A 26,943-nucleotide genomic window follows, 5' to 3' on the forward strand; every position below is an offset into this window, starting at 1 on the left:
ACATGATGGATTCCCGCTCGGTGACCTCTGCGGCCTCGAACCTCTCGCACTGCGGAGGTTCTCCGGGCATCGCGGACACCTCCTCCGGTCCGGGAGCACGGGGCCCGGACCGGATCACACCACCGCCGGGTCGCACTTCGGCGGATATCCACTTGAGGCCGGGCGCGGCCGGTTCAGCCGGGGCTCCAGGCGGATTCCAGTCGGCCTGGCCAGGCTCGCGGCATGAGAAACCCCGATGCCCGAGCCGACCCGGCGTTCGACGTCGCGGTGCTCGGCGGCCGTCTCTCGGCCGGCCTGCCGGCGGCGGTTCCGGCCAGGCAGGGCGTCCGGGTTCTGCTGGTGAACCCGCGGGGTGATCTTCGCGCGCCCGCGGGCGAGACGACGGCGCCGTACACCGCCGAGGTCTTCCGGTTGCCGGCCCACCGCTTCGAGGTGCCCGAGATCGCCGCGTTCGGCCGGTTCCCCGAGCTGCCCGCACGGCTGCGCGGCTGCGCGGCGCCGGCGGCGACTGGTCCGCCGAGCCGTTCGCACGCGTCGCCCGCCTCCAGGATGAGCTGGCCCGGCACGGCGACCGGCTGCTGCACGCGGCGCGCACCGCGTGCCAGGACTTCCGGCTGTGGAGCGCCTTCTGCCGGATGTGGCTGGTGTGGCAGCAGCTCGCCCAACCGGCGCTGCGCCGGGCCCGCCTCGACGCCGAGGCGTCGCCGGGGGGCGACTGGTCGGCGGTCGAGTGGTACGAGCTGCGCTGGATGTGGTTCCACGCCCCGGCGGGACTGCGGGAACTGGTGGGGCGTTCGCTGGACGCCATCGACGACGTACGGGCGGGGACCCGGACGCCCGGCCAGGCGGCGGACGTGATCTTACGGGGGCTGAAGGACGGGGCCTTCGCGCCCTCACCGGCCGTCCTCAAGAGCCACCGGCCCCGGCTCCACCACTCCCCGTGGCGCGAGCGGCTGCGCCTGCTCCGGTAACCGCGGAGAGCGCCGTCACCACCAAGCCGCCGTCACCACCAGGCCGCCGACCGTCTGGCCAGGCCGCCCGCCCGCCACACTCGTGGGAGCCCCCATGTCCAGCACCCTCATGTCCAGCCCCCTCGCGTCCGGCACGCCTACGTCCAGCACGCCCGACACCGGCGTCGAGCCGCGGGGCACCGACGTCGTCGCCCTCCGCGACCGCCATGTCCCGGAGGTGAGCGCCCTGTTGCCCCGCGCCCAGGCCGGCGACCGCCAGGCGATGAACGACCTGTTGCAGCACGTCGCCCCGCTGGTCGTACGGCTGTGTCAGCGGGTCACCCTGCGGCACGGCCCGGACGCCGCGCAGGAGGCCATGGTCGCGATCTACCGCGGCATCCGCGGACTGCGCGAGCCGGGTGCCTTCTACGCCTGGGTCCGCGCCATCGCGGTACGCGAGGCCGTCCGCACCCAGCGGCGACTGGGCGACTTCGCCGCCGAGGACCTGCCCGACCTGGTCCAGGACGCCAACCCCATGGCCGCCGTCCACATCAGCGACGTCCTGGACCGGCTGCCGGACCACCATCGCGAGGTGCTCACCCTGCGCGTGCTCTACGGCCTGGACGAGCAGGAGATGGCGACCGCGCTCGCCCTGCCGCTCGGCACGGTCCGCTCCCGGCTGTACCGGGCCCGCCGCAACTTCCACGACGCCTGGCACCAGCAGTCCGCCTGACCGGCCCGGACACCGCCGGCCGGTCAGGTGACGGCGGCGCGCCGCCGCAGGCGCGGGTCCTGGTGCTCCCCCCGGCTCACCGCCTCCCACAGGTGCCGTACGGCGGTCAGCATGTCCTGGTGGGAGACGTACAGGGCGTTGACGCCGAACCGCAGCAGGTCCGGGGCCCGCATGTCGCCGATGACACCGCGGGCGGCGAGCGCGGCCACCAGCGGATACGCGTCCGGGTGCCGCAGCGCCACCTGACTGCCGCGCCGGTGCGGCTCCCGTGGGGTGACCACGGTGAAGCCGAGACCGTCCAGCAGGGTGTCGGCGCAGTCCATGAAGAACCCGGTCAGCGACAGGCTCTTGGCCCGGATCTCCTCCATCCCGGTCCCCTCGAACGCGGTGAGGGCCGCCTCCAGCGCGAGCAGGGAGAGGATCGGCGGCGTGCCGATCCGGGCCCGCTCCACTCCCGGGGCGGGGGTGTAGTCGCCGCTGAGTCCGAAGGGGTCCGCGTGCCCGTTCCAGCCGGTGAGCGGCTGGTCGAAGGCGGCCTGGTGGCGCCGGGCGACGTAGACGAAGGCGGGGGCGCCCGGGCCGCCGGACAGGAACTTGTAGCCGCAGCCCACCGCCAGGTCGACGTCCAGCTCGTCCAGCCGGACGGGCAGCGCGCCGGCCGCGTGGCACAGGTCCCACAGCATCAGCCCCCCGGCCACCTGAACGGCACGGGTGACGGAGGCCATGTCGTGGAGCTCACCGGTGCGGTAGTCGACCGGGGAGTAGCCGGCCACCGCCACCTCGTCTCCCCGTTCGGCGAGGAAGCGGGGCAGGCCGTCCACCGCGACCCGGCAGACCTCCATGCCGAGCAGCCGGGCCACCGAGTCGGCGATGTACTGGTCGGTGGGGAAGTGTCCCGGGTCGGTCAGCAGCAGCCGCCGTCCGGGACGCAGCCGCGCCGCCGCCGTCAGGGCGTTGAAGAGCTGCACGGTGGTGGAGTCGCCCGCCGCGGTCTGCCCGGGCGCCGCGCCGAGCAGCCGTCCGATCGCGTCCCCCACCCGCAGCGGCGCCTGCCACCACTGGTGCTCGTTCCAGGACCGGATCAGGCCTTCGCCCCACTGCCGGTGGACGGCGTCCGCGAGCGCTTCCGGCACCGCGGCCGGCAGCGCGCCGAGCGAGTTGCCGTCCAGATAGACGGTGCCGTCCGGCAGGACGAAGCGGTCCCGCCGGCCCGCCAGCGGGTCGGCGGCGTCGAGCGCGGACGCCCGCACCCGCAGTTCCTCCAGGGCGGGCGCGGCTTCGAGGGTCTCCCTAGACAAGGCCGCGCACCGTCCAGAGCTCGGGGAACACGGCGCGCGTGTTGCGCTTCTCCAGCCAGGCGACGCCCGAGGAGCCGCCGCTGCCCGACTTGGCGCCCATCGCCCGGCGGGTGGCGAGGAGATGGTCGCCGCGCCAGCGCAGGACCAGCTCGGCGACGTCGGTCAGCGCCTCGCCCAGGGCGAGCAGCGGGTCGTTCTGCGGCCCGGCGTAGATGCCCCGCCAGGCCTCCTCGACGTCCGGGTCGGCCTCGTAGGCGACGGTCAGGTCGCGCTCCAGCACGCGCTCCGGGACGGGCAGGCCCCGGCGGTGCAGGTAGGCCAGCGCCGCGTCGTACAGCGACGGCTCGTAGAGCAGTTCCTCCAGCGCGGCGTACGCCCGGGGATCCGCCCGCTGCGGGTTCATCAGCGACCGGGACTTGTCACCGAGCAGGAACTCCATGTGCCGGTACTGCGCCGACTGGAAGCCGGACGCCTCGCCGAACGCCTCGCGGAAACTGTTGAACTGGGCCGGGGTCATCCTCGCGATCGGCCCGAAGGAGTCGTTGAGGGCGCGATGGGCGCTGATGCTGCGGCGCAGGGCGTCCATGGCGCCCTCGTGGTCGTCCTTGGACAGCGCGTCCCGGGCGGCCTTCCACTCGTGGACGACGAGGGTGAGCCACAGCTCCATCACCTGGGTCGTGACCAGGAACGTCATCTCGTCCGGAGAGTCGGTCAGGGGCTGCTGGAGGGAGGACAGGACCGAGGCGTGGACGTACTCGTCGTAGGGGGTCTTTCCCTGGAAGGTCACCACCGGTGCGTCCAGCGGGTCGTCCAGCGGGTCGTCCAGCGGTTCGTCCGTCCCCGGGTCGCAGGGCAGTGACGTGGTGTCGGTCATCGCGTCTCCGTAAAGGTGTGGGGGTGGCCCGGTGGGGCCGGATGCGGCTGATGACGTCGCTTCGTGCGGACGTCGCCGCTCAGAGGTCGAAGTCCAGCGCCGTGTCGTCGGACTCCGGGCGGGCGCGGCAGGCGAGGGTGTATCCCGCCGCGAGTTCCGCGGGCCCCAGCACGTGCTGGCGGCCGGTCGTGACGGTGCCGCGGGTCACCCTGGCGCGGCAGCTTCCGCACAGGCCCTCGCGGCAGGAGTACGGGGTGTCCGGTCTGACCCGCAGCAGCGCGTCCAGCGCCGTCCGGTCCTGCTCCTCCATGACGGCCACGGCCGTCCGGCCGCCGAGGGAGGCCGTGATCCGCACGGTGCGGCCGCGGAGTTCGGCCGCCGGTGGCGGCGGGTCCTGGGGGCCGAGGGAGAAGAGTTCGGCGTGGGTCCGGGCCGGGTCGGCGCCCCACCCGGTCAGTGCCTCGCGCACCGACGTGACCATCCCCCACGGCCCGCAGAGGTAGAAGTACGCGTCGCCGTCCGGCTCGGCGCCGACCGCGCGGAGCAGTCCCGGCAGCCTCGCGGTGTCGACGTGCCCGGAGAGCAGCTCGGCCTCGCGCGTCTCCCGGGTCAGCAGGTACAGGGGCAGGAACCGGTCGACGTAGGCGTCCTTGAGGTCGGCCAGTTCGTCGGCGAGCAGCACCGACCGGGCCGTACGGTTGGTGTAGATCAGCGACACCCGGCACCCCGGGTCGTCCCGCAGGGCCGCCGTGGCCATGCTCAGCAGCGGAGTGATGCCGCTGCCCGCGGCCACCATCACATGGTGCGCGCCAGGCTGCGCCACGAGCCCGAACCCGCCGGTCGGCGGCCCGACGTCCAGCGTGTCACCGGCGGCCAGCACGGTCGTCGCGTACTCCCCGAAGCCGCCCGGGCCGAGCCGCTTGACCACCAGCCGCAGTTCGCGCGGCGCGGAGGGGGGCGGGCAGATCGAGTAACTGCGGCGGATCTCCGTCCCGTTCAGGACATGCCGGACGGTCACATGCTGACCGGGCCGGTGGACGAAAGCGTCGGCATCGTCGCCTGCGTCGCCTGCGTCGCCTGCGTCGGCCGACTGGTCCGGGACGTCCGGGAGGTCCAGGGTGAGGGCCACCGCGTCGTCGGTGAGCGGCCGCACCCGCGCCACGCGCAGCCGGTGCCATCCGGCCGCCCGCCCGGTGGGGGCCGGCGCGGTGGGCGTAGGCGCGGTGGGCGTAGGCGCGGTGGGCGTAGGCGCGCCCTGCTCGGTCGTCGTCATGGGCGCCGTCACACCGCCTTCATGTGGGGGAAGGACTCCTTGCAGGCGGTGCACACCAGGATCGTCTGGCAGCCGGTCTGCCCGAACGGGCCGAGCGGCCGGGTCGCCACGGAACCGCAGTGCGGGCAGGGCCGGCCGAGGCCGAGCCGGACCGGCAGCGGCGCTCCGGCGTCGCCGGGCGGCACGATGCCGTGGTCGGCGAGCTTGCGGCGGCCCGCCTCGCTGATCCAGTCGGTGGTCCACGCGGGCGCGAGCGCCCACGTCACCCGCCCGTAGGGATGCCCGCACTCCGCCAGTACGGTCCGCAGGTCGGCCTCGATCGCCGAGAGCGCCGGACAGCCGAGGTAGGTCGGCGTGACGACGACCTCCACGTCACCGTCCGCGCCCTCCCGCACCGCACGGATCACGCCCAGGTCGGCCAGGCTGATCATCGGCAGTTCCGGGTCGGGTACGGCCCCCACCCGGTCCGCGATCCGGTCGAGGTCCGACCGGAGATCCGACCGCAGGTCCGACCGGAGATCCGCCTGGAGGTCCGACTGGAGGTCCGAGCGGAGGTCCGACCGAAGGTCCGAGCGGAGGTCCGAGCGGAGATCCGCCTGAAGGTCCGACCGGAGATCTGCCTGAAGGTCCGACTGGAGGTCCGCCTGGAAGGCCGCGCTCACCAGACACCCCCCGGGTACTGCCGGAAGACCGACTGGAACTCGGCCAGCAGCGGCGCGAACCCCTCGGTGTGGAGCCCCGCCCGCCCGCCGGTCGCCTGCCAGGACGGCGCCGGGACGGTGAGCTGGGCCTCCGCCAAAACCTCGGCCACGTCCCGTTCCCAGGCGGCCCGCAGGCGCGCCGGGGCGACCGCCGTGCCGTCGGTGTCGAGCCGGGCCGTCAGGTCGTCGGCCTCGAACAGCTCGGCCGCGTAGGGCCAGACCTGCTCCAGCCCCGCCTGCATCCGCCGCCGGCTCTCCCCGGTGCCCAGACCCAGCCGTACGGTCCACTGCGAGGCGTGCATGCGGTGGTACTCCGCCTCCTTGACCGCGCGAGCGGCGAACGACGCCAGCCCCTCGTCGGCCGCCGCCGCCAGTTCCGCGTACAGCAGACACATGTAGTGCGTGTACGCCAACTGCCGGGCGACGGTGACGGCGAAGTCGCCGTTGGGCAGCTCCAGCAGCAGCGCGTTGCGGAACTCCCGCTCGGTCCTGCGGTAGGCGAGGTCGTCGTCGTCGCGGTGCGTCCCGTCGGCACGGCCGCTGAGGCTCAGCAGGGTGCGGGCGTGGCCGAGCAGGTCGACGGCGATGTTCGACAGGGCCAGGTCTTCTTCGATGGTGGGGGCGTTGGTCACCCACGCGCACAGTCGCTGACAGAGGATCAGCGCGTCGTCACCGAGCCTGAGGGCGTACTCGGCGACGTCGCGATCCCGCGTACCGGCAACGGCATCGGTACCGGCATCGACCCCGCCTCCGCCTCCGCCTCCGCCTCCGCCTCCGCCTCCGCCTCCGGCGAGTTCACTCGTCACGGTCGCCTGCCTCGTTCGCCTCGTGCACCTCGTGCACCTCGTGCACCTCGTTGAGCGGTACGTACACCTGCGGATACCGGTAGGGCTTGTCGGCTCCGTTGCTGAAGAAGGGGTCCTTCTCGCCGGGCGACGAGGCACGCACCCCGTCGGAGCGCACCACCCAGATCGACACCGGGTCACCCCGGCGGGTGTAGAGGTCCCGGGCGTTGGCGATGGCCATGTCGGCGTCCGCGCCGTGGACCGACCCGACATGCTGGTGGGAGAGGCCACGACGCGGCCTGATGAACACCTCCCAGGGCGTCTGCGCCCCGGTGACTCCGCGTTCCCGGCTCACTGTTCCCGCCCCTCGGTCGTCCCGCGTGCCGCGTAGGCGTCGGCCGCCGCGCGCACCCACGCCCCGTTCTCGTGGGCCGCCACCCGGTGCGCCAGCCGCTGCCGGCCGCACTGAGCGCCGGCGGCCAGTGCGGTGCGGTACACCTGCCAGTCCACGGGAGTGAAGTCGTGGTGCCCGCGCTCCTCGTTCCAGCGGATCGCCGGGTCGGGCAGGGTCACCCCGAGCCGCTCCGCCTGCGGGACGACGGTGTCCACGAAGCGCTGGCGCAGCTCGTCGTTGGTGTGGCGCTTGATCCCCCAGGCCATCGAACGGCGACTGACCGCGGCGCCCAGGGCCGCGGCCCGCGCGTCCCCGCCACCGCCGTCGACCGTGTCGGGCGGGCCGAACATCAGGGCCACCGCGGGCAGCCACCACCGGTCGACGGCGTCCTGCGCCATCGCCTGCTGCTCCCGCGTGCCCCGGCACAGCGCCCAGAGCAGGTCGTATCCCTGCCGGACGTGGAAGGTCTCCTCCTGGCACACCCGCTGCATGGCCCGCGCGTACGGGCCGTAGGAGGTGCGGCACAGCGGGGCCTGGTTGATCACGGCCGCGCCGTCCGTCAGCCAGGCGATCGCCCCGGTGTCGGCCCAGGTCAGGGCGGGGTGGTTGAACGTGTCCGCGGACCGCTGGTGGCCGCGGTGCAGCGCGTCGAGGAGTTCGGCCCGGGTGACGCCGAGGGTCTCCGCCGCCGCGTACAGGTACAGGCCGTGTCCGGCCTCGTCCTGCACCTTGGCGAGCAGGGCCGCCTTGCGTTGCAGGGAGGGCGCCCGGGTCAGCCAGGACCCCTCCGGCTGCATCCCGATGATCTCCGAGTGCGCGTGCTGGGCGACCTGCCGGATCACCATCCGGCGGTAGCCGTCGGGCAGCCAGTCCCGGGGTTCTATCCGCTCGTCGGCCGCGACGAGCGCCTCGAAGTACTCGTCGAGATGCTCGCCGTCCGCGGCGACGGCCGTGGAACCTGCCTCGGAACCTGCCTCGGTGGTCACCTTGAACCTCCGCTCCCTCTACCCCGCTGTCCGGACCGTGCGAAGAACTCCCTTGCCGGGGGCTTCACATACGGAGGAGTGGCGAAGCGACCGCGGCAATCCCTCCCCCACCCCCCGGAACGCTGTGATCAACACCACAGCGGTGGCAGGGATTGCCGGCGCGCTCCCGCCCCTCCTTTCCGATCCGAGGGACCGGTCCGAGATGCCGGTCCGATCCGAGAGACCGGCTCGGCGCCCGGCCTGGCGCTGTGAAAGGTGGACCCCCATGAGCACCGTACGAGAGCTACTCACCGAACTGACCGGGACGTCGGAGTACGCCGAGAAGCTCAGCGACGAGACCGAACTGGCCGCCAGCGGCATCGACTCGGGAGACCTCGTGCGTCTGGTCCTGCTCATCGAGCAGCGCGTGGGGGTGGAGATCACCGCCGAGGACATGGAGAAGCTGTCCACGATCGCGGACTACGAGCGGTTCCTCGGCGAACACGCCGCCTCGGCCGCGCAGCCGGACGGTGCGTGATGTGGCTGACCCAGTTGCTGGAGCGCAACCGCCAGTGCTTCCCGGAGCGGACGGCACTGGTGGACGCGCACCGCTCGGTCACCTGGGCCGAGTTCCACGACCGGGTGACCCGGCTCGCCCACGGGCTCGCCGGGCGCGGCATCGGCAGCGGTGACCGGGTGGCGGTCCTCTCGCTGGACCGCGTCGAGGTGCTGGAGACGTACTTCGCGCTGGCCCGGCTGGGAGCGCTGTTCGTCCCGCTCAACCACAGCCTCACGCCCGCCGAGGTGGCCGGGATCGCGGAGCGCTGCACCCCGGTCGCGGTGATCGGTGAGTCGGCCCTGCTGGACCGGCATCCGGACCTGCCGGTGCGCCTCCGCGTACCGCTGGACGACGCCGAGTTCGCCGCACTGTGCGAGACGGACCCGGCCGACGGCGCGGACCTGCCCGACGTCCCGGACGACGCCCTGGCGGCGATCCTGCACACCTCGGCGACCACCGGCCGGGCCAAGGGCGTCGCCGTCGACCACGCCTCGTTCCGGGCCATCGCGCTCGGCTGGCTCGCCCAGGTCCGGCCCACGGACGACATGGTCCTGGTCAACTGCTGCCCGCTGTACCACGGCAGCATGGTGATCTCCCTGACCTACATGGCCGCGGGCGCCACCGTGGTGCTCATGCCGGGCTTCCAGCCGCAGCGGGCGCTGGCCGCGATCGAGGACAACCGGGCCACGCACGTCTGGCTGGTGCCGCAGATGCTCCGCTTCCTGATGCAGACGAAGTCGCTGCAGCGAACGGACCTGACCAGCCTGCGCGAGGTGCTCTACGGCGCCGCGCCGATGCCGCCGGAGGTCTACGCCGAGGCCGTGGAACAGCTCGGCTGCGGCTTCCGCCAGGTCTACGGCATGACCGAGGTCGGCGGCCCCTACATCACGCTCGGCCCGGACGAACACCCCGCGCCCGGCACCACCGACGTGATCCCGGCCGGCCGGGTGATCCCCGGCATGTCGGTGAAGGCCCTGGACCCGAAGGACCAGGAGGTGGCCCCCGGCGTCATCGGGGAGATCTGCGCACGCGGCCCCGGGGTGATGCGCGCCTACTGGAACGACGAGAAGGCCACGGCCGAGATCACGACGGACGGCTGGACCCGCACCGGCGACCTCGGCTTCATCGACGGCGACGGCCGGGTACACCTGATCGACCGCTGCAAGGACCTGATCATCCGGGCGGGCCAGAACGTCTACCCCCGAGAGATAGAACAGGCCCTACGCACCCACCCCGCGGTGCACGACGCCGCCGTGGTCGGAGTGACGGACGCGGACTACGGCGAAGTCCCCCTGGCCTTCGTCGTCACCAACCCCGGAACCACCCCCGACGACCTGCAATCCCACCTGACCACCCTCCTGGCCACCTACAAACGCCCCCGACACATCCGCTTCATAGACGAGATCCCCAGAAACCCCGCAGGCAAGATCCTCAAAAAGTCCCTCCCCGTCTGACCCCCCACACCTTGCCGCCCACTCCCCGGCTCCGCCGACCACCCCCAACGAGAAAGGGCCTCCGACACAGGTCGGAGGCCCTTGCGCAAGCAAATCCGCAGGAAGACGTTCACGTACGACACCCACCCATGCCCTCACCCTCTGCCGGGACGGGACACTCACCGGAATCCGTACTAGAATCTGTACAGAATCAAGCCTCTGTATGGGTACGGTGACAGCATGGAGATCCCTGAGGTCGTGACCGTCAGCGACGCGCGCGCGAGACTGTCGCGGATCCTGACCGACCTGTCGGAGTCCGGCGCGGATGCCGACCCGGTCCTGATCGGCGCCCACCGCAAGCCCCAGGGCGTCCTCCTGTCCGTCGAGGCCTTCGAGGCGCTGAGCGGCCGAGCGGCACGACGTGCGGCCGTCGCCTCGGCCACCGGCTCCATCGAGGCCGAGGGGCTCCAGGCCTCCAAGGCCTCCGACCGCGACACCGAGGCGTACGTGAAGGGCGACGTCGACGCGGACACCCTGGTCGCCCGCGCGATCGCCCGCCACCGACAGACTTCGGACCGGCGGGCAGGGTGAACGATCCGTACGCCATGCCCAACGGCGTACTGCGCAACAAACTCGGCATCACCGACCATCAGCTGCTCGCGGCAGCGGAGGCGGACATCACCCGGGCGCGCCTAGTCATGCTCGCCGAACGCCCCCTACCCGGCACGTACGACCTCGGCCATCTCCAAGAACGGCGACGCCATCCTCATGTCTGCAGAGGACTACGACGCCTGGCAGGAGACCATCCATCTCCTACGCTCCCCAGCCAACGCCCGCCGCCTCATGGAAGCCGTCGCCCGCGACCGTGCGGGCCAGACAGGGATCGCGAAGACCCTGGAAGACCTCCAGGAACTGGCCGGTGAGGAGTGAGGGACGTCAACTTCGACCCAGCCGCCTGGGACGACTTCCAGCACTGGCTGGAGACCGACCGCGAGATGGTGCGCCGCGTCGTTCGCCTCATCGCCGAAATCCAGCGCGACCCGTTCAACGGCATCGGTAAGCCCGAACCGCTCAAGGGAGACCTGTCCGGTTACTGGTCGCGACGCATCGACGACGAACACCGCCTCGTCTACCGAGCCGACGACAAAACAGGTCAAGATCCTCAAGGCTCGGTACCACTACACGGACTGACGTCGGCCTCGAAAGTTCTGGTCACAGCCTCTCATTGAGGACTGCGACCAGCACGGTCGCCTCGTAGCCGACGGCAGGCATGCCGTAGCCCTTGCCCACGACCTGGTGGCCTTGCCCTGCGGGAAGTCCCGGGAACGCCCAGGTGTCGGTACAGGGCACACACTTGCTGCAAAGGTCTCCGTCAGGTCTGCGGCTCGTTGCTCACGTCGTCGGGGGTGACCGTGATGATCGCGACCGCCGGCGGATGCGGCTGAGGAGCGTACGCGTACACGATGGTCAGGCCCGGCATGTCTTCGCGTGGTTCGAGCCGAGTCCGGTAGACGACCGTGTCGCCGTTACCGTGCACCGAGCCGCGCCGAATTCCGAGTTTGGGACTGTCCTCCAGCTCCCGTCGCAGTCCTTCGACAGCCTGCTGAGCGACCGGACCGAGCGTCTGGAGGCGTTTCGCCGCCGAGGACGTGATCACGGCGATGGCTCGACTCACTCCTGCTTGCCTTTCTTGACCTCAGCAATGAGGTCGAGCCCCTCCTGAAGCGCATCGTCGAACTCGGGATCACTGAAGGCACGGATGCTGCCGGCATACGTCTTGATGACGTCGGCAACCTGGTGGAGGTCGGTGGCCGTGGCGGCGTCCAGGGCACGAGCAAGATCTGCCTCAAAGCTCTCGGCGTCCCCCGGGAACCCCCGCCCGTCCCGCAGGGCGGCGCGAATGTCGGCCACAGTCCTGAGCTGAGACGGTGATGTGTGCGTGGTCTCGGCGTGCTCCGCACTCATGAATCCTCCTCGGGCCTGAGATGCGCTTACGACCATAGTCGCGCTCACAGGTCGATCACGAGCCGGATGACCCCATTCATACGTCCCCCCGCTGCCGCACGACAAGCGGCTCGGCCGCCTGGACCCGCAACGCCGGGCCCTCGTCCAACTCCAACACCACGGCGGAGTCCGCGGCGCCGATCCGCTCACTCCGTACGCTGACGACCACACGCCACTCACCCCACACCCTCACCCGCTGCCCAGACCGCACCAGAACCGCCGCGACCTCCCTCCCCACGGGCTCGGCCACGAGGTCCGGCGCCTTCAGCTCGACCCACACCGTCTTCCCGATCCCGCCCACGCGCTCCTCAACTCCCCACCGATGAGCCAACGCCTCGACGAGCAACAACCCCCGCCCGCAGGTCTCCTCATCACCGGGCGCCCGCGCTTCGGGCCGACCCGAGCCCGCGTCACTGACCTCCAGCCGCAGCAACCCCTCCGCCAGCGATCGCGCGATCCGTACACCCACCCGCCGGTCGCTCGGCACGGGCACGCACAGCGCGTTGGTCACCAGTTCCGAGAGCACCAACTCGGCTGATTCCAGGACGTCTTGACTGACCCCCCACTCCCCCAGCACGGCATGCGCCAGCGCTCGAGTTCTGGGCACGCTGCGCCGGCAACGGGTTAACCGAAAGGTCACTTCATTCTGTGCAGCCATGGCAGCCCCAGGGGGTCGATGCGCGGCCGGAGCCCCATACAGACGGCCGGTTGGGCCGTGGGACGCCGATGTCATGCCGAGCAGGATGTACGCGCATCACCTCAATCGGCAACGTTGCTGATTGAGATGGCAGCAATATTCCACCTTTCGAGTTAATCCCACCCGCATGTATCCACGGCTCTGCTAAACGTGTTGGCATGCTTACCAAGAGCACCACCCCGAACCCCTCGACCGTGCTCGGCCGCCAACTCGGCGACGAACTGCGTCGGTTGCGAGAGGCCGCAAAGCTGACCACCACTCAGGCGGCGGACGCCCTCGACTGCACCAAGGGCAAGATCAGCCGGATCGAGAACGGTCGAGTCGCGGTGCGGCTCCCGGACCTGACCGCGATGCTGCACGCCTACGAGGCACCGGACCCCGAACTCCGTGAGCGGCTGAGTGCACTGGCGCGCAAGGCCAACCGCCGTCGCCGGCAGGGATGGTGGAACCAGTACGGATCCGTGCTCGCCGACACGTACCGCGACTACATCGCGCTGGAGGCCATGGCCGGGGAGATCCGCACGTTCCAGGCGCAGTTGGTTCCCGGCCTACTCCAAACCCCGGAGTACATCCGTGCCGTGACGGTGGCTTCGCAGCAGTGGCAGACGGCAGACGAGATCGAGAAATTCGTCCAGGTGCGCCTCGCCCGACAGGAACGACTCACCGGCGACTCCCCTTTGCACCTCTGGGCGGTGCTGTCGGAGGCCGTTCTCCTCCAACAGGTTGGCGGACCCCAGGTAATGCAGGCGCAGTTGGAGCACCTCCTGTCCACTTCCGAGCACCCCAACGTGACCATCCAGGTCCTGCCGTTCTCGCGCGGAGCGCACGCGAGTATGTTCGGCCCGTACGTAGTACTGGGTTTCCCGGAGGAGGCAGCGCTCGACGTAGTGCTGGCGGACAATCCGACCGGCTCCATCTGGCTGGAGCGGGAGGCAGAAGTAGCCCGCTACCAGGATCTGTTCGACGCCGCTCGCACGTCCGCGCTCTCTCCGATGGAATCCGGTACCGTCATCCGACGCAGGGCCAAGGAGCACAGAGCATGAATCGCGCACGCCACAGCACGCCAGACCTGTCGGGCGCGAAGTGGCGCAGCAGCACCTTCAGCGGTGGCAACAACGAGTGCGTTGAGATCGCTGACAACGTTCCCGCCGTCATACCGGTCCGCGACAGCAAGCGTCCCACTGGCCCGGCGATCGCCTTCACCCCCCAAGCCTGGCGCGCATTCATCTCCACCTGGGCTGAAGCCGGCGGCCGAGGGCCTTCGACAACGGGGTAGCCGCTCCCCTGCCGCCGCCCCCAGCCGCATTCCGTCTGCGCCGTCCCCTCCTTGTGATCCACGCACTGACCTAGGATGACGAGAACCATCTCAGCGGCCCGACGGGCTTCCTGATCCGCCTGCGCGCGGACATCGGAGGACATGCCCCCACCCGCACGAGTCTTCTTCGTGCTGCCTGGGGGCATTTTCTTGCTGTTCCGTGAGTCCGCGGCGTCCGTGGCCGCCCGCATCCTCGAAGGGTCGCTGGCGCTGTATCTGACCGAGAACTTCCGTCACCAGCATGGCCGGAACGCCGGTCAGGCGGAGATACGGTCCTGGGAACGCAGCCTCCCGGCCCTCGTCAACGCGCTCATGGAGGCCGGCCTCGACAGCGTCGAGGTCCTCATCGAGTACAGCCTGCCCCTCACGAGCAAGCGCGCGGACGCCGTACTCGCCGGCGTGCACCCCACCACGGGCGAACCGTCGTACGTCGTAGTCGAACTCAAGCAGTGGAGTGCGGCCTATCCGGAGGAGGACGAGCCGCTGCTGTGCCGGATCGACGCCTACCCGCAGCCCGTACTCAACCCGATCGAGCAGGTCCGGGGCTACTGCGAGTACCTGGTGTCGTTCAACGGCGCGCTGGAACGGATGCCGAAGTCGCTGGCCGGGGTGGCGTTCCTCCACAACGCGACGGAGTTCGGCGTCGCGGGGCTGCGGAGCGTCAAGGAGGACCAACGCGGCCGGATGTACACCGGCGAACAGCGCGGCGCCTTCCTGGACTTCCTGCGCTCGCGGCTCGCCGCGAAGCCCGGCGCGGAGGCGGCGGACGTACTGCTCGGCGGCAAGATCCGGCCGTCCAAGCAGTTGATGGCCGTTGCTGCTGCCGAGATCCGCGACCGCGAGCAGTTCGTCCTCATCGCCGAACAGCGGGTCGCCTACGAGCAGGTCATGTCCGCCGTACGCAAGGCCAAGCGGTCCAACCACAAGCAGGTCATCGTGGTGACCGGCGGTCCCGGCTCCGGCAAGAGCGTGGTCGCGCTGTCGTTGCTGGGTGAGCTGTACCGGCGCGGGGTGACCGCTTTGCACGCGACGGGATCCGCCTCGTTCACCAAGACCATGCGCAAGGTCGCCGGGGCGCGAATGCCCGCCGTGCAGCAGTTGTTCAAGTACTTCAACAGCTTCATGGACGCCGAACCGAACGACCTCGACGTACTGATCTGTGACGAGGCCCATCGCCTGCGGAAGACCTCCGCCAACCGCTACACCAAGGCGGAACTGCGCACGGGCCGTCCCCAGGTGGCGGAGCTGATCGACGCGGCCCGGGTGCCGGTGTTCCTGCTCGACCAGCACCAGGTGGTACGGCCCGGCGAGATGGGGACGAAGGAGGAGATCAAACGGGCCGCAGCCGCGCAGGGCCTCGACTGCACGGTCGTCGAGTTGGACGGCCAGTTCCGGTGCGGTGGGAGTGACGCGTACGAGAAGTGGGTCGTCGACCTGCTCGGGCTGGAGGGTGGCACGCCCAGCCAGTGGGAACCCGACGGCAAGCTGGAGCTGCGGACCGCCCAGAGCCCCCGGGAACTGGAGGACTTCCTCGTGGCGCGCCGCCAGGAGGACCACTACAGCGCGCGGATGTCGGCCGGCTACTGCTGGAAGTGGACCACCAAGGTCACCCCGGGCATGACGACACTTCCCGCTGACGTCGTCATCGGCGACTGGGCACGTCCGTGGAACGTGTACGGCGAACGGTCCGTCCTCGGCGCGCCGCCCGCGCCCCTGTGGGCCACCGACCCGGCCGGCTTTGGCCAGGTCGGCTGCGTCTACACCGCACAGGGCTTCGAGTACGACTGGTCAGGTGTGATCATCGGCCCCGACCTGGTGTGGCGTACAGACCGCTGGGTCGTGGACCGCACGGCATCGAAGGACCCAATCTTCACGAAGGCGACGCCGGACAGCGACATCGACCGGTTGATCCGCAACACGTACAAGGTCCTGCTGACCCGGGGCATGGTCGGCACGATTGTCTACTCGACGGACCCGGAGACGTGCGAGAAGCTGAGCTCGCTTGTGTCTCCGGTGTCCGGGGTAGCGACACCCGCCGTCGTGTAGTCGGGCGTAGGTGAAACCGACCGGGGCCACACATCGAAATTGCCGCTCACCAAGCTCGCTTCGCCAAAGGTGGATGATCTCCTCGACGCGGCCCGTGTGACCGTCTTCCTGCTGGACAGAAGCCAAGTCGTACGTCCCAACGAAGTGGGGACGGTGGAGCTGATCCAGGAAGCCACGAAGAACCGGCTTATAACGCCCAGAAAATACGAGCTCGACAAGCAGTTCCGGTGCGGAGGCAGCGACCGCTATCGCGACTGGGTCCACGATCTCCTCGGTATCTCCAGCCGCGAGCCGGACAGTTGGATACCGGACGGCCTCATGCATGTCGAGGTGGCGGACTGTCCGTCAATTGGGGTGTCCGTCAAAGGGGAACAAGCTCAGCGTTCTGCGGTGCGCACAGCGATGCGTCATTGCTTTTGGACGTCGGCCGCGACGATGGCGCCATCGCGAACGGTGTACGTGCCGGCGAACAACTGATGCGTTCCGTCCGTCTGCAACGCGTCGAGCCGCATGGTCACGGTGTCCCCGGAGGCGGACTCGATGGTGACCGTATCGGAGACGGTGCCGGAGAAGCCCTTGACGAAGGAGTCGTAGGACCCGCCCAGATTCTTCCCCCCGAGGTCCCATGCGCGCGTGTAGTCCCCGGCGTTGATGGCGGCGAAGTAGTCCTCGACGACCTGCTGGGGAGGCGCGGCGACGGTGGTGGTCGGAGGGGCTGATGTCGATGCGGGGCTGGACCGTGCCGGTGCCGGGGTCTCGTCGGCCTTGCTGGGCGGACTTTGTGCAGCCGTCCGGGTGACGGTGGCCTGCGAAGTGACGGTGCTCCGCGAAGTGACCGTGCTCTGCGAGGTAGCGGGTGCGGACTGCGGGGTGTCTCGGGAGTCGATGGTCATCACCACGGCTGCGGCGCCGCCACCCACCAGTACCACCGCCAGTGCCGCCCCGGCGATCAGCAGCGACTTGCGCCGCCCGGGCCGACCGTCGTCCGCGCCGTCCGGATGGGCGTGGTGGCCGGCGGGGGGCACTCGTACGGTCGGCGGGGTGGCCACCCCATTCTCGTCGTCTGCCGCCGGGCCGGGCTCGGCTCGGTTGTCCCACCCGTGTGCCGGCACCGGCGTGGGCGGTGTCGTCCGGGTCGGTTCCCGGGCGAGGCGCTCCTTGTCGGCGCTGTCCGTCGGCGGCGCCACCTGCGTGGGCGGATGCTCCGCCGCCCCGGGCGCGGGTGCACGCACCGGCAGCCCGGCCGCCACATCGCCCAGCATCCGCTGAGCCTGCTCAGCCGTCATCCGCTCGTTCGGGTCCTTACGCAGCAGCGCTTCTATGACAGGGGCGAGCGGGCCCGCGTGCCGGGGTTCCGGCAGTTCCTCGGCGACCACCGCCTGCAAGGTGCTCATCGTCGTGGTGCGGCGGAACGGTGACTGCCCCTCCACCGCGGCGTACAGCGTCACGCCGAGGGACCACAGATCGGATTCCGGGCCCGGCCGGTGGCCCGTGGCACGCTCCGGGGCGAGGTAGTCCGGCGAACCGATGACGTCGCCGGTGCGGGTCAGGCCGCTGGAGCCTCCCACGACGGCGATGCCGAAGTCGGTGAGCACCACCCGGCCGCCGCGCTCAAGCAGCACGTTGGCGGGTTTGACGTCCCGGTGGAGAACCCCCAGCTGATGCGCCCGGTCCAGCGCCGACAGTAACTGCACTCCGAGTCGGGCCGCGTCTCGTGGCAGCAGTGTCCCCTCCGTGGCAATGACGTCGGCGAGTGACTGCCCGTCGACCAGCTCCATCACGATCCACGGTCGACCGTCCTCTTCCAACACATCGAATACAGTGACGACCCCCGGATGTTTGACCCGCGCCGCGGCCCGTGCCTCCTGCTCCATGCGGGCGTGCAGCACCGCGAGCTCTTCGCGCGGCAGGCCGCTGACCGTCAGCTCCTTCACCGCCACCTCACGGCTGAGCACCTGATCCCGCGCCCGCCACACGGTGCCCATCCCGCCGCGGCCGAGCTGCTCGACGAGGAGATACCGGCCGGCCAGCAGCCGCTCTTCATCGCCACTCATGGCGCTCCCGAGCCGTGATCGGGCAGGCGTGGGCGCCGTGCAGAAGGTGGACGTGTCGTCATGGTTCCTCACTTCCGCGCCGTCATACGGCCGAGGATCCCGCCTCTTTTCCATGCTGTGCCGACTGCTCGGTATTGTCGCGCCGAACCGCGTGCCGACGCCGCCCCGGACACAGTACGTATGAGGAGTCCGGTCCTTGGCGGGAGGTTCCGTGAGTCTTCGAGTGGGCCTGTCGTCGCCTGACGGTGCGGTCACCTCGCGAACCGTCCTCGCACATGCCGGTCGATTGCCGGTTCCGTCGCTCCGTCGTGCCGGTCGTGATCCGCAGCCGGGCTCGATGAGCGGCGATTTCGCAGGTCAGCAGGTATCGGCTCGACCGGGTCGGCCGATACAGAAGGACTCCAGCTTTTCGACGAGGCCGCTTCCTGGGCTGTGATTCAAGAACCAGCCGACCGACGAGGGCTTCGCGGGAAGCCCCTGGGAAATCGGTCGTCCGGCAGTACTTCGCGCAGGGCCGACACTGACGGCCGCATTGTCCGCGCGAACTCACGTACCTCCGATCACACCCACGGGAGAGTCATGCGTATCCGTACCGTCCTGGTCAAGAACCATGACGAGGGAGCGCGTGGATCAAGACCTGTCCGGCCGAGGTCCAGAAGAACATCAGAGGCAAGCCGTACCTCCGCGACTCCCGCCCGAAGGACGCCGAGAGCTGCTGAATGCCGTGACCGGGAACCGCAGGACGGGCGGCCGGCCCGCCCGTCACAGAGCGTGCCCAGCCTGCGGCACCCCGGCCGTGTGTGAGCAAGGCCAGGAAGGGGCTGCATCCCGATGCAGCCCCTTTCGCCATGTCCACGACCGCGGCAGGTGGGGCTGGGTACACCTGCCGTGGGGCTGTTTCGGCTGTTTTCCGGCTGCACCCCCAAACACGCCCGGGGACTTGGCCGGCATCGACACAGAACCGCCCGCCTGGCCGAAGCGCCGCCCCGGCGAACCGGCCCTGAGCAGGGCGATCAATCTTCGCTCGGCCCCGTTTGAACCGGTGCGGAGCGAGATCAGACCAAGCCCGCGATTCGATAAAAAAGGGCCCCTGACCAGCATATTCGCTGACCAGGGGTCCTCTGCGGCAGACGAGTCGGGCTGTACGCCGGGTTCTGTCGCCCGGGTGCCTTGCGGCGGCCCGGGGAGACGGCCATCCATCTAGGGCCGGCGTTGCCGCCGGCCTCGTGCGGTCTACCCGCGGACTCGGGCGGGCAGCCCTCGAACGTCCGCGCAGAGCCGCTTTTCACGGCGGCTCCTTTTGACCTTGCTCCGGGTGGGGTTTACCTAGCTGCCCAGGTCGCCCTGGGCACTGGTGGTCTCTTACACCACCGTTTCACCCTTACCCGACGCCGAAGCGCCGGGCGGTTTGTTTTCTGTGGCACTGTCCCGCGGGTCACCCCGGGTGGCCGTTAGCCATCACCCTGCCCTGTGGAGCCCGGACGTTCCTCGGGAAGCCCCTAAGGGGACTCCACGCGGCCGTCCGCCCGGCTCGTCTGCCGTGCCGACCATGCTACCGGCCCGCCGCCCCCTCGCCGTCCCGAGGCCGCCAGGACCGACGGCTCGGGGATTTCACCGGGCAGCGCAGGTGGGGAGCCGCGCGCACGTCCTCCCCGTCAGCCGGTCCCGAACACCCCCTCCAGCGCGTCGAAGGCCGCCTCCATCCGCGCCCGGTGTTCGTTTGCGACGGTCGCCGCCCGCTCTCCCGCGAGGAGGCGGCGCGCGGTGGTGACGTAGAGCGAGCGGTAGGCCGCGATCGTCATGGCGGCCGCGAGGTGCGGGTCGGAAAGTTCGGGGGCGGTCTCTACGAGGGTCCGTGCCAGGGCCTCTTCCACCTCCTCGACGCCCTCGCGGGCGCGGGCGCTCAGTGCGGGCGAGTCGATGACGATCCGCCAGAAGTGCGGGAAGTTGTCGTGGAGGCCGCCCAACGGGTGCTGCTGGTCGATGAGTTGAAGCGCGAGGGCGCGGAGGGCGGTGAACGGGCTCTCGGCGGGCCCGCGTTGTCGAACCGCTTCCGTGAACATCTCCACGGCCTCGGGGATGCGGTCGAGGAAGAGGTCCTCCTTGCGCGGGAAGTAGTTGAAGACGGTCATCGCGGACACGTCCGCCGCCCTCGCGACCTCCGCGACCGTCACCTCGTCGAAGCCGCGCTCGAAGAACAGGCCGGTCGCCACGTTCGAGATCCGTTGCCGCGTGGCCTGCTTCTTGCGCTCCCGAAGGGACGGTTCCGCTTTCTTTTCCTCCACCATGAGGAAAACTATAGCGGCCACAAACTTTTAGTGACTACAGTGAAACTCATGATGGACATGGAGATGGGGACTGACACGGAGATGGGTACGGAGTACGACGTTGTCGTGGTCGGTGCCGGGCCGGTCGGGCTGATGCTGGCGTGCGAGCTGGCGCTCGGCGGGGTGCGGACGCTGGTCGTCGAGCGGCTGGCCGAGGTGGACGAGACGATCAAGGCGGGCGGGATCAACTCCCCGACCGCCGTCGCCCTCTACCGACGCGGACTGCTGCCCGCGCTCGCGGAGGCCCAGGAGACGGCGATGAGCCTTTTCCGGGAGTTCCGGGGGTTCCGGGGGTTCCGGGGGTTCCGGGGGTTGCAGGAGGCGCAGAAGGCCCGGGGCGAGGACGGCGGCGCGGGGGCGGTGCCGCTGCCGAGGTTCGCCGGGCACTTCGGCGGGATCATGCTCGACGCCCGCCTGCTGGACGACTCGGACCCGGACTTCGCGGACCTCGGACCGGTCGACGGCATCCGTCTGGTCCCCCAGGCGACGCTGGAGCGGCTGCTCGGCGAACGCGCCCGGGAACTGGGCGTGGAGGTGCGCCGCCAGGTCGAAGTGACCGGCTTCGACGCCGGACACGCTGACGGCTCCGACGGCGACGGCGTCACCGTACGCCTCACGCCCGGGCGGGACGTGCGCGCGGGCTGGCTCGTCGGATGCGACGGCGGGCGCAGCACCGTCCGCAAGCTCGCCGGGTTCGGCTTCCCGGGCACGCCCCCGGAGATCACCGGCTACCAGGCGATCGCCGACCTGACCGGCACCGAGGGGCTGCGCAGCGGCTGGCAGACGACGGACGTCGGGACGTACGCGCATGGTCCGATGCCCGGCCGCATCCTGACCGTGGAGTTCGACGGGCCGCCCGCCGACCGCGAAACTCCCGTCACCATCGAGGAGTTGCAGGCCAGTGTGCGCCGCGTGACCGGTGTGGACGTGACGGTGGACAAGGTGCGCTCGATCACCCGGTTCACCGACAACTGCCGCCAGACGAGCAGTTATCGCGCGGGCCGGGTGCTGCTCGCGGGCGACGCGGCGCATGTGCACTCGCCGTTCGGCGGGCAGGGGCTCAACCTGGGCATCGGGGACGCGATGAACCTCGGCTGGAAACTCGCGGCGGTGGTGCGCGGGCACGCCCCCGAGGGCCTGCTCGACTCGTACACACGTGAACGGCATCCGATCGGCGCGTGGGTGCTGGAGTGGACGCGGGCCCAGGTCGCGCTGATGCGCCCCGAGTCGCATGCGCGCGCCCTGCGCAAGGTGGTCATCGGCATGACGGAGACGGTCGACGGCACCACCCACCTGGCCAAGAGGATCTCCGGCGTCTGGCAGCACTACGACCTGCCCGGCGACCACCCGCTCGTCGGCCGCAGCGCCCCCGACCTGGAACTCGCCGACGGCACCCGGCTCGCCGACCACCTGCACACCGGACGCCCCCTGCTGCTCGACCTGGCCGACGACCCGAAGCTGCGCGCCCGCGCGGAGGGCCACGGCGACCGGGTGGACGTCCGCACGGTCGCCGCCCCCGCCCGCCCACAGCTCACGGCACTGCTCGTGCGGCCGGACGGATACGTGGCATGGGCGGCGGACACCGAACGCCTGCCGGAGAACGCAGAGAACACAGAAGGCACGCAGGGCACGGAGGGCACAGAAGGCGCAAAAGACCCAGGGGACACACTGGAGGCGGCGCTGGAACGCTGGTTCGGGGCTCCTGCCCGCTGAGTCGCCGTCAGGCGGGTACGAAGCGGATCGCCGGGGACGTCAAGGCCGTTGAGGCCGTTGAGGCCGTTGAGGCCGTTGAGGCCGTTGAGGCCGTTGAGGCCGTTGAGGCCGTTGAGGCCGTTGAGGCCGTTGAGGCCGTTGAGGCCGTTGAGGCCGTTGAGGCCGTTGAGGCCGTTGAGGCCGTTGAGGCCGTCGGAGATGCCGGGGATATCGGGGACGTCCGGGCCGTCGGATCGGCCTGGGTGAGGCGGACGCGGAGGCGTTCTCCGAGGGGGAGGGCGGTGTCGGGGGCGCCGTCGATGCGGCCGATGACCGCCGGGGATTCCAGTTGGACGGTGCCGACGGTCGGCCGGCGCTCGTCCACGTCCACCACGTACCCGTCGAACACCTCGCCGACCCGGTCCTTCAGCAGCGCGGCCTCGACCAGGTCGACGCAGCCGCGCTCGACGGCGTTCGCGCGCCGCCCGCCCTCCGCCATCTCCTTCGGCAGCGCGTCGAGCACGGCGAGCACCCAGTCGGGCGGGGCGTGACCGGCGACGGCGGCGAGGCAGAGCTCGGTGGCGTGCCGGTCGGCCAGGCGGCGCAGCGGGGCCGTGCAGTGGGTGTACGGGGCGGCGACGGCGGCGTGGGTCGTGATGCCGGGGAGTCTCCCGTCGCGGAAGACGGTGTAGCCGGCGCCCCGCAGCAGGGTCGTGCACTCCTGGAGGAAGGCCGCGTGCCGGGGGTCGTGCGGGTCGAGGGAGCGGATGAGCCGCGCGTACGAGACATGGTGCGGCCAGTCGATGCGCAGCGCGTGCGCGGTGCGGCGCAGGCGGCCGACAGCGCCGTCGGGCGCGGCGGGGAGCGTGCGCAGGATGCCCGTGCCCGAGGCCAGCATCAGGTCGGCCGCGGCCATTCCGGTGAGGAGGGAGAGCTGCGCGTTCCAGCCCTCGGCGGGCAGCGGGGCGCGGTAGCTCAACTCGTAGGTGCGGTCGCGGTCGTGGCCATGGCCGTGGTCATGAGCGTGGTCATGAGCGTGGTCATGGTCGTCGTCGTGCTCGATGATCTCCTGCTCGGGCACGTCGAGGGAGATCCCGCCTCGCTCCGCCTCCAGCCGCTCCCGCAACTTTCCTACGACGGCGAGAAGTTGGAGTGGGTCCTCGGCGGTCCCCGCGTCGATCTGCCGTTGCACGCCCGCGTAGTCGAGCTTGGCGCGGCTGCGGACGAGGGCACGGCGGACGTCGACGGCGACGGCCTGGCCGTCCGCGTCGAGGTCGATGGTCCACAGCGCGGCCGGGCGGACCTTGCCGGGCAGCAGACTGGCGGCGCCCTCGCTGAGCACGGCCGGATGCAGCGGGACCTTGCCGTCGGGGAAGTAGAGGGTGTTCACCCGGCGGTGTGCCTCGGCGTCCAGCAGCCCGCCGGGGACGACGAACGCGGCGACGTCTGCGATGGCGTACCGGACGCGGTAGCCGGCGCCCTGCCGGGAGAGGTGCAGCGCCTGGTCGAGGTCGGTGGAGGCGGGCGGGTCGAGGGTGAGGAAGGGAAGGTCGGTGGCGTCGTACGAGGGGAGGGCCGGGGCCTGCGCGGCGTGCTCCGCCTCGGCGAGGACCGCGAGCGGGAAGGCGGCCGGGACGTCGAGTCTCGTGCGCAGTGCGGTGAGGGCGGCCCGGAGTGGGGCTTCGGGGGCGCCGGTCACGCGGATGTGGCGGCGGGGCATGCAACGAGCGTAGGTCCGGGTGCGCGAGGTGGCACGCCGTACGCTGGCGCGGCAGAGCTCTACCGAAGGAGATTTCCCGTGCTCGTCCTGCTGCCGCCCTCCGAAGGCAAGGCGTCCTTTGGACGTGGCGCCCCGCTCAAGCCTGAGGCTCTCTCCCTGCCGGGGCTCGGCGCCGCCCGCGAGGCCGTCCTCGACGAACTTGTCGAGCTGTGCGCGGCCGACGAGGAGAAGGCGCGCGAGGTGCTCGGGCTGAGCGAGGGGCTGCGCGGCGAGGTCGCGAAGAACCTGGAGCTGCGCACGGCGGCCGCCCGGCCGGCCGGGGAGATCTACACGGGGGTCCTGTACGACGCCCTCGGCCTGGCCTCGCTCGACGCGGCGGCGAGGCGGCGCGCGGCCCGCTCGCTGCTCGTCTTCTCGGGGTTGTGGGGCGCCGTCCGGGTGACGGACCGCATCCCGTCGTACCGCTGCTCGATGGGCGTGCGGCTGCCGGGGCTGGGGGCGCTGGGCGCGCACTGGCGCACTCCGATGGCATCCGTGCTGCCCGAGGCGGCGGGGGACGGGCTGGTGCTGGACCTGCGGTCGGCGGCGTACGCGGCCGCGTGGAAGCCGAAGGGCGAGGTCGCGGGGCGGACGGCGAGCGTACGGGTGCTGCACGCGCCGACCCGGAAGGTCGTCAGCCACTTCAACAAGGCGACGAAGGGGCGGATCGTACGGAGCCTGCTGACGTCGGGGATCGCCCCCAAGGGTCCGGCGGAACTGGTGGAGGCGTTGCGGGACCTCGGGTACGTGGTGGAGGAGCAGGCGCCGGCGAGGTCGGGGACTTCGTGGACGCTGGACGTGCTGGTGGACGAGGTGCACTGAGACACCGGTCGGGCGTGATTGCAGCATGCGCAACGACCTTTGCGCGTGCTGCACACCGGGGGCAGGATGGGGCACATGACCTCACCGCCGCCCTCCTCTTCGGCTGCCTCGGTACTGGATCTGGCCGCGGCGGCCGTCGTCCCCGTAGTGGTCGTTCAGGACGCCGCCGACGCCGTACCGCTGGCGCGGGCGCTGGTCGCGGGTGGGCTGCCCGCGATCGAGGTGACGCTGCGGACGCCGTCGGCGCTCGACGCTATCCGGGAGATCTCCGGGTCGGTCCCGGAGGCGGTCGTCGGGGCCGGGACGGTGCTCACGCCGGAGCAGGTGACGGCGTGCGGGGCGGCCGGGGCGCGGTTCCTGGTGAGTCCCGGGTGGACGGACGCCCTGCTGACGGCGATGCGGGCGTCCGGGCTGCCCTTCCTGCCCGGGGTGTCGACCACGTCGGAGGTGGTGGCGCTGCTGGAGCGGGGGGTGCGGGAGATGAAGTTCTTCCCGGCGCAGGCGGCGGGCGGTACGGCCTACCTCAGGTCACTGGCCGGACCACTCCCTCAGGCCCGTTTCTGCCCCACGGGAGGCATCGGCCCGGACAACGCGCCGGAGTATCTGTCCCTGCCCAACGTCGTTTGCGTGGGCGGGAGTTGGATGGTCCCGGCGGAGGCGGTGGCGGCGCGGGACTGGGCGCGGATCGAGGGCCTGGCCCGCACCGCCTCACACCTGAGGACCAGGACCAATGTCGGGACCGGCCTCGGGACCGGCCTCGGAACCGGCCTCGGAACCGGCCTCAGGGCCGAAGGTGGGACGTGTCGTTGAGGAGGCGGACGCTGGCGTTGCCGTCCGCGTAGTAGGCCACCGCCGACAGCGAGGCGGCCGACAGTTCCATGCGGAACAGCGACTCGGGCGGGGCGCCCAGGGCGAGCCGTACGAACGTCTTGATCGGGGTCACGTGGGTGACCAGCAGGACCGTGCGGCCCGCGTACTCCGCGACCAGCCGGTCGCGGGTGGCGGCGATCCGGGTGGCGGTCGCCGCGAAGCTCTCGCCGCCGCCGGTCGGCTCGGCCTCCGGGTCGGCCAGCCAGGCGTTCAGGTCGTCGGGGTGACGCTCGCGGACCTCGCCGAAGGTCAGCCCCTCCCAGGCCCCGAAGTCCGTCTCGATCAGCCCGTCCTCGACGGTGACCTCCAGCCCGAGGCGGGCGGCGACGGCCCCCGCGGTCTCGCGGGTGCGGGCCAGCGGGGAGGCCAGGATGTGCTGGATCGTCCCACGCCGGGCCAGCGCGGCGGCGACGCGTTCGGCCTGCTCCCGCCCGACGTCCGAGAGGGAGGGATCGGTGCCACCGCTACCGGAGAACCGCTTCTGCGGCGTAAGCAGCGTCTCCCCGTGCCGCAGCAACACAAAGGTGGCCGGCGCCCCGAGATCGGGAGCCGCACCCCAGCCGACGGAGGGGGTGGCTGAGGGAGGGGGAGTCGGAGTCGGCGTGGTGGCGGAGGAGGAGGGAGCAGAAGGGTCCGGAGTGGTGCCGGTGGCGACGGTGTGGGCGGCCCGGAGATCGGCGTCGTCCTTCGCCCCACTCTCCTTACCGGTTTCCCCACCGTCCTCCTTGGCCGGGCCGCCGGGGTCCTGGGCCACCGGGCGATCCTGCGTCCCCGCCCCCGGCCGCCCCTGGGCCAGCGCCGCGCGGGCCTTCGCCGCACCCGCCGTGGCGTCGCCGGGTGGGGCGGAGGGGGCTGGGGCGGAGGGGTCCGGGGCGGACGAGGTCACGGCGGGACGGGCGTCGAGGGCGGCGCGGGACGCACCGGCGTCCCACTGTTCGCCCCGCTTGCCCGCGTCCATCGCCTCGTTCGCCAGGCGGTCGGCGTGCTTGTTCTGGGCGCGCGGGATCCACTCGTAGGTGACCTGCCCGGACGGGAGGATCCGGGCCGCCTCCGCGGCGAGCGGCTTCATGTCGGGGTGCTTGATCTTCCAGCGGCCGGACATCTGCTCGACGACCAGCTTGGAGTCCATGCGGACGTGCACGCGGGCCGACGGGTCGAGTTCACGGGCGGCGCCCAGACCGGCCACCAGTCCCCGGTACTCGGCGACGTTGTTGGTGGCGACGCCGATGTACTCGGCCCGCTCGACGAGTGTCTCCCCCGTCGCCGCGTCGATCACCACGCTGCCGTAGCCCGCGGGCCCCGGGTTGCCCCGCGACCCGCCATCGGCCTCGACGATGAACTCCCGCACGACGTAAGCCCCTTACCGAGTAACCCAGTACCGATTACCGATTA

Annotated in this window: 28 protein-coding genes, 1 other RNA gene and 2 pseudogenes; 14 read left to right on the forward strand and 17 right to left on the reverse strand. The window is 71.1% G+C overall.

The annotated features are described in order from the left end of the window. Window positions 1-173: 173 nt before the first annotated feature. On the reverse strand, window positions 174-584 hold the full coding sequence (locus OG352_RS12220; RefSeq protein WP_329216683.1) for a hypothetical protein: 411 nt from the start codon (window positions 582-584) through the stop codon (window positions 174-176). 51 nt (window positions 585-635) lie between these two features. On the opposite strand from OG352_RS12220, the gene OG352_RS12225 reads away from it, so the two are divergent. Beyond that, window positions 636-971 (forward strand): hypothetical protein, encoded by a 336-nt coding sequence (locus OG352_RS12225; RefSeq protein WP_329216684.1) that lies wholly within the window; start codon window positions 636-638, stop codon window positions 969-971. Between the two features lie 94 nt (window positions 972-1,065). Beyond that, window positions 1,066-1,683, forward strand: coding sequence for an RNA polymerase sigma factor (locus OG352_RS12230; RefSeq protein WP_329216686.1), 618 nt, complete (start codon window positions 1,066-1,068; stop codon window positions 1,681-1,683). Window positions 1,684-1,706: 23 nt separating this feature from the next. Here OG352_RS12230 and kynU read toward each other — a convergent pair whose 3' ends face one another. The 7 genes from kynU to paaA form a co-directional block, all read right to left on the reverse strand. Further along, the gene (kynU, locus tag OG352_RS12235; protein WP_329216687.1) at window positions 1,707-2,981 is read right to left on the reverse strand and encodes a kynureninase; all 1,275 of its coding nucleotides are present in this window, start codon (window positions 2,979-2,981) and stop codon (window positions 1,707-1,709) included. Then, window positions 2,974-3,855: a tryptophan 2,3-dioxygenase gene (locus tag OG352_RS12240; RefSeq protein ID WP_329216688.1), complete on the reverse strand. Its 882-nt coding sequence runs from the start codon at window positions 3,853-3,855 to the stop codon at window positions 2,974-2,976. The genes kynU and OG352_RS12240 overlap by 8 nt, the downstream gene beginning before the upstream one ends. Before the next feature lie 79 nt (window positions 3,856-3,934). After that, window positions 3,935-5,128, reverse strand: coding sequence for a 2Fe-2S iron-sulfur cluster-binding protein (locus OG352_RS12245; protein WP_329216689.1), 1,194 nt, complete (start codon window positions 5,126-5,128; stop codon window positions 3,935-3,937). An 8-nt stretch (window positions 5,129-5,136) separates the two neighbouring features. After that, window positions 5,137-5,790 carry a 1,2-phenylacetyl-CoA epoxidase subunit PaaD gene (paaD, locus tag OG352_RS12250; RefSeq protein ID WP_329216690.1) on the reverse strand — a complete coding sequence of 218 codons (654 nt, stop codon included), beginning with the start codon at window positions 5,788-5,790 and terminating at the stop codon, window positions 5,137-5,139. Beyond that, complete coding sequence (paaC, locus tag OG352_RS12255) at window positions 5,787-6,491, reverse strand: 1,2-phenylacetyl-CoA epoxidase subunit PaaC (protein ID WP_329223797.1); 705 nt, start codon at window positions 6,489-6,491, stop codon at window positions 5,787-5,789. The genes paaD and paaC overlap by 4 nt, the downstream gene beginning before the upstream one ends. 133 nt (window positions 6,492-6,624) lie before the next feature. Beyond that, complete coding sequence (paaB, locus tag OG352_RS12260) at window positions 6,625-6,969, reverse strand: 1,2-phenylacetyl-CoA epoxidase subunit PaaB (protein WP_329216692.1); 345 nt, start codon at window positions 6,967-6,969, stop codon at window positions 6,625-6,627. Further along, a complete protein-coding gene (paaA, locus tag OG352_RS12265; RefSeq protein ID WP_443072222.1) occupies window positions 6,966-7,994 on the reverse strand; it encodes a 1,2-phenylacetyl-CoA epoxidase subunit PaaA in 1,029 nt (342 codons plus the stop codon). Before paaA ends, paaB begins: the two co-directional genes overlap by 4 nt. A gap of 265 nt (window positions 7,995-8,259) precedes the next feature. Between paaA and OG352_RS12270 the strand changes: the two genes are divergently transcribed. The 5 genes and pseudogenes from OG352_RS12270 (at window position 8,260) to OG352_RS12290 (ending at window position 11,156) form a co-directional block, all read left to right on the forward strand. Next, on the forward strand, window positions 8,260-8,511 hold the full coding sequence (locus OG352_RS12270) for an acyl carrier protein (protein WP_329216694.1): 252 nt from the start codon (window positions 8,260-8,262) through the stop codon (window positions 8,509-8,511). Beyond that, window positions 8,511-9,986: a class I adenylate-forming enzyme family protein gene (locus OG352_RS12275; protein ID WP_329223799.1), complete on the forward strand. Its 1,476-nt coding sequence runs from the start codon at window positions 8,511-8,513 to the stop codon at window positions 9,984-9,986. The genes OG352_RS12270 and OG352_RS12275 overlap by 1 nt, the downstream gene beginning before the upstream one ends. Before the next feature lie 219 nt (window positions 9,987-10,205). Then, entirely contained in the window at window positions 10,206-10,556 is a 351-nt protein-coding gene (locus OG352_RS12280) for a type II toxin-antitoxin system Phd/YefM family antitoxin (RefSeq protein ID WP_329216695.1), read from the forward strand. Window positions 10,557-10,709: 153 nt separating this feature from the next. Continuing rightward, window positions 10,710-10,895: pseudogene (locus tag OG352_RS12285) on the forward strand (type II toxin-antitoxin system Phd/YefM family antitoxin); the annotation flags it as partial. Then, a pseudogene (locus OG352_RS12290) lies at window positions 10,892-11,156 on the forward strand (Txe/YoeB family addiction module toxin). The pseudogenes OG352_RS12285 and OG352_RS12290, both read left to right, overlap by 4 nt. A gap of 21 nt (window positions 11,157-11,177) precedes the next feature. Here the strand turns inward: OG352_RS12290 and OG352_RS12295 are convergent. From OG352_RS12295 to OG352_RS12310, 4 genes are all read right to left on the reverse strand, one after another. Continuing rightward, window positions 11,178-11,315 (reverse strand): hypothetical protein, encoded by a 138-nt coding sequence (locus OG352_RS12295; protein ID WP_329216696.1) that lies wholly within the window; start codon window positions 11,313-11,315, stop codon window positions 11,178-11,180. A 22-nt stretch (window positions 11,316-11,337) separates the two neighbouring features. Further along, window positions 11,338-11,640: a hypothetical protein gene (locus OG352_RS12300; protein ID WP_329216698.1), complete on the reverse strand. Its 303-nt coding sequence runs from the start codon at window positions 11,638-11,640 to the stop codon at window positions 11,338-11,340. Then, the gene (locus tag OG352_RS12305) at window positions 11,637-11,930 is read right to left on the reverse strand and encodes a DUF6247 family protein (RefSeq protein ID WP_329216700.1); all 294 of its coding nucleotides are present in this window, start codon (window positions 11,928-11,930) and stop codon (window positions 11,637-11,639) included. Before OG352_RS12305 ends, OG352_RS12300 begins: the two co-directional genes overlap by 4 nt. A gap of 76 nt (window positions 11,931-12,006) precedes the next feature. Beyond that, window positions 12,007-12,576, reverse strand: coding sequence for an ATP-binding protein (locus OG352_RS12310; protein ID WP_329216702.1), 570 nt, complete (start codon window positions 12,574-12,576; stop codon window positions 12,007-12,009). 248 nt (window positions 12,577-12,824) lie between these two features. Between OG352_RS12310 and OG352_RS12315 the strand changes: the two genes are divergently transcribed. The 4 genes from OG352_RS12315 (at window position 12,825) to OG352_RS12330 (ending at window position 16,504) form a co-directional block, all read left to right on the forward strand. Continuing rightward, entirely contained in the window at window positions 12,825-13,709 is an 885-nt protein-coding gene (locus tag OG352_RS12315; RefSeq protein WP_329216704.1) for a helix-turn-helix domain-containing protein, read from the forward strand. Continuing rightward, window positions 13,706-13,942, forward strand: coding sequence for a DUF397 domain-containing protein (locus OG352_RS12320; RefSeq protein ID WP_329216705.1), 237 nt, complete (start codon window positions 13,706-13,708; stop codon window positions 13,940-13,942). The genes OG352_RS12315 and OG352_RS12320 overlap by 4 nt, the downstream gene beginning before the upstream one ends. Window positions 13,943-14,131: 189 nt before the next feature. Next, window positions 14,132-16,027: a DUF2075 domain-containing protein gene (locus tag OG352_RS12325; protein WP_329216706.1), complete on the forward strand. Its 1,896-nt coding sequence runs from the start codon at window positions 14,132-14,134 to the stop codon at window positions 16,025-16,027. Window positions 16,028-16,066: 39 nt separating this feature from the next. After that, window positions 16,067-16,504, forward strand: a complete 438-nt coding sequence (locus OG352_RS12330; protein WP_329216708.1) for a DNA/RNA helicase domain-containing protein — start codon at window positions 16,067-16,069, stop codon at window positions 16,502-16,504. Here the strand turns inward: OG352_RS12330 and OG352_RS12335 are convergent. From OG352_RS12335 to OG352_RS12345, 3 genes are all read right to left on the reverse strand, one after another. After that, complete coding sequence (locus OG352_RS12335; RefSeq protein WP_329216709.1) at window positions 16,435-18,081, reverse strand: serine/threonine-protein kinase; 1,647 nt, start codon at window positions 18,079-18,081, stop codon at window positions 16,435-16,437. The two genes, OG352_RS12330 and OG352_RS12335, sit on opposite strands and share 70 nt — an antisense overlap. 1,127 nt (window positions 18,082-19,208) lie before the next feature. Continuing rightward, window positions 19,209-19,615: RNase P RNA component class A (gene rnpB, locus OG352_RS12340), an RNA gene on the reverse strand. 121 nt (window positions 19,616-19,736) lie between these two features. Continuing rightward, complete coding sequence (locus tag OG352_RS12345) at window positions 19,737-20,369, reverse strand: TetR/AcrR family transcriptional regulator (RefSeq protein ID WP_329216710.1); 633 nt, start codon at window positions 20,367-20,369, stop codon at window positions 19,737-19,739. A 51-nt stretch (window positions 20,370-20,420) separates the two neighbouring features. Here OG352_RS12345 and OG352_RS12350 point away from each other — a divergent pair, with 51 nt between their 5' ends. After that, on the forward strand, window positions 20,421-22,121 hold the full coding sequence (locus tag OG352_RS12350; RefSeq protein WP_443072479.1) for an FAD-dependent oxidoreductase: 1,701 nt from the start codon (window positions 20,421-20,423) through the stop codon (window positions 22,119-22,121). 7 nt (window positions 22,122-22,128) lie between these two features. On the opposite strand, the gene OG352_RS12355 is transcribed toward OG352_RS12350, so the two are convergent. Further along, a complete protein-coding gene (locus OG352_RS12355; RefSeq protein ID WP_329216713.1) occupies window positions 22,129-23,820 on the reverse strand; it encodes an RNB domain-containing ribonuclease in 1,692 nt (563 codons plus the stop codon). A 78-nt stretch (window positions 23,821-23,898) separates the two neighbouring features. Between OG352_RS12355 and yaaA the strand changes: the two genes are divergently transcribed. Beyond that, entirely contained in the window at window positions 23,899-24,681 is a 783-nt protein-coding gene (gene yaaA / locus OG352_RS12360) for a peroxide stress protein YaaA (protein ID WP_329216715.1), read from the forward strand. A 75-nt stretch (window positions 24,682-24,756) separates the two neighbouring features. Further along, entirely contained in the window at window positions 24,757-25,491 is a 735-nt protein-coding gene (gene eda / locus OG352_RS12365; RefSeq protein ID WP_329216717.1) for a bifunctional 4-hydroxy-2-oxoglutarate aldolase/2-dehydro-3-deoxy-phosphogluconate aldolase, read from the forward strand. On the opposite strand, the gene OG352_RS12370 is transcribed toward eda, so the two are convergent. Further along, window positions 25,463-26,899 carry a bifunctional RNase H/acid phosphatase gene (locus OG352_RS12370; protein WP_329216718.1) on the reverse strand — a complete coding sequence of 479 codons (1,437 nt, stop codon included), beginning with the start codon at window positions 26,897-26,899 and terminating at the stop codon, window positions 25,463-25,465. The genes eda and OG352_RS12370 overlap by 29 nt on opposite strands. Window positions 26,900-26,943: the final 44 nt, after the last annotated feature.

It is taken from the genome of Streptomyces sp. NBC_01485, from assembly GCF_036227125.1.
In the GTDB taxonomy this organism is placed as follows: domain Bacteria; phylum Actinomycetota; class Actinomycetes; order Streptomycetales; family Streptomycetaceae; genus Streptomyces.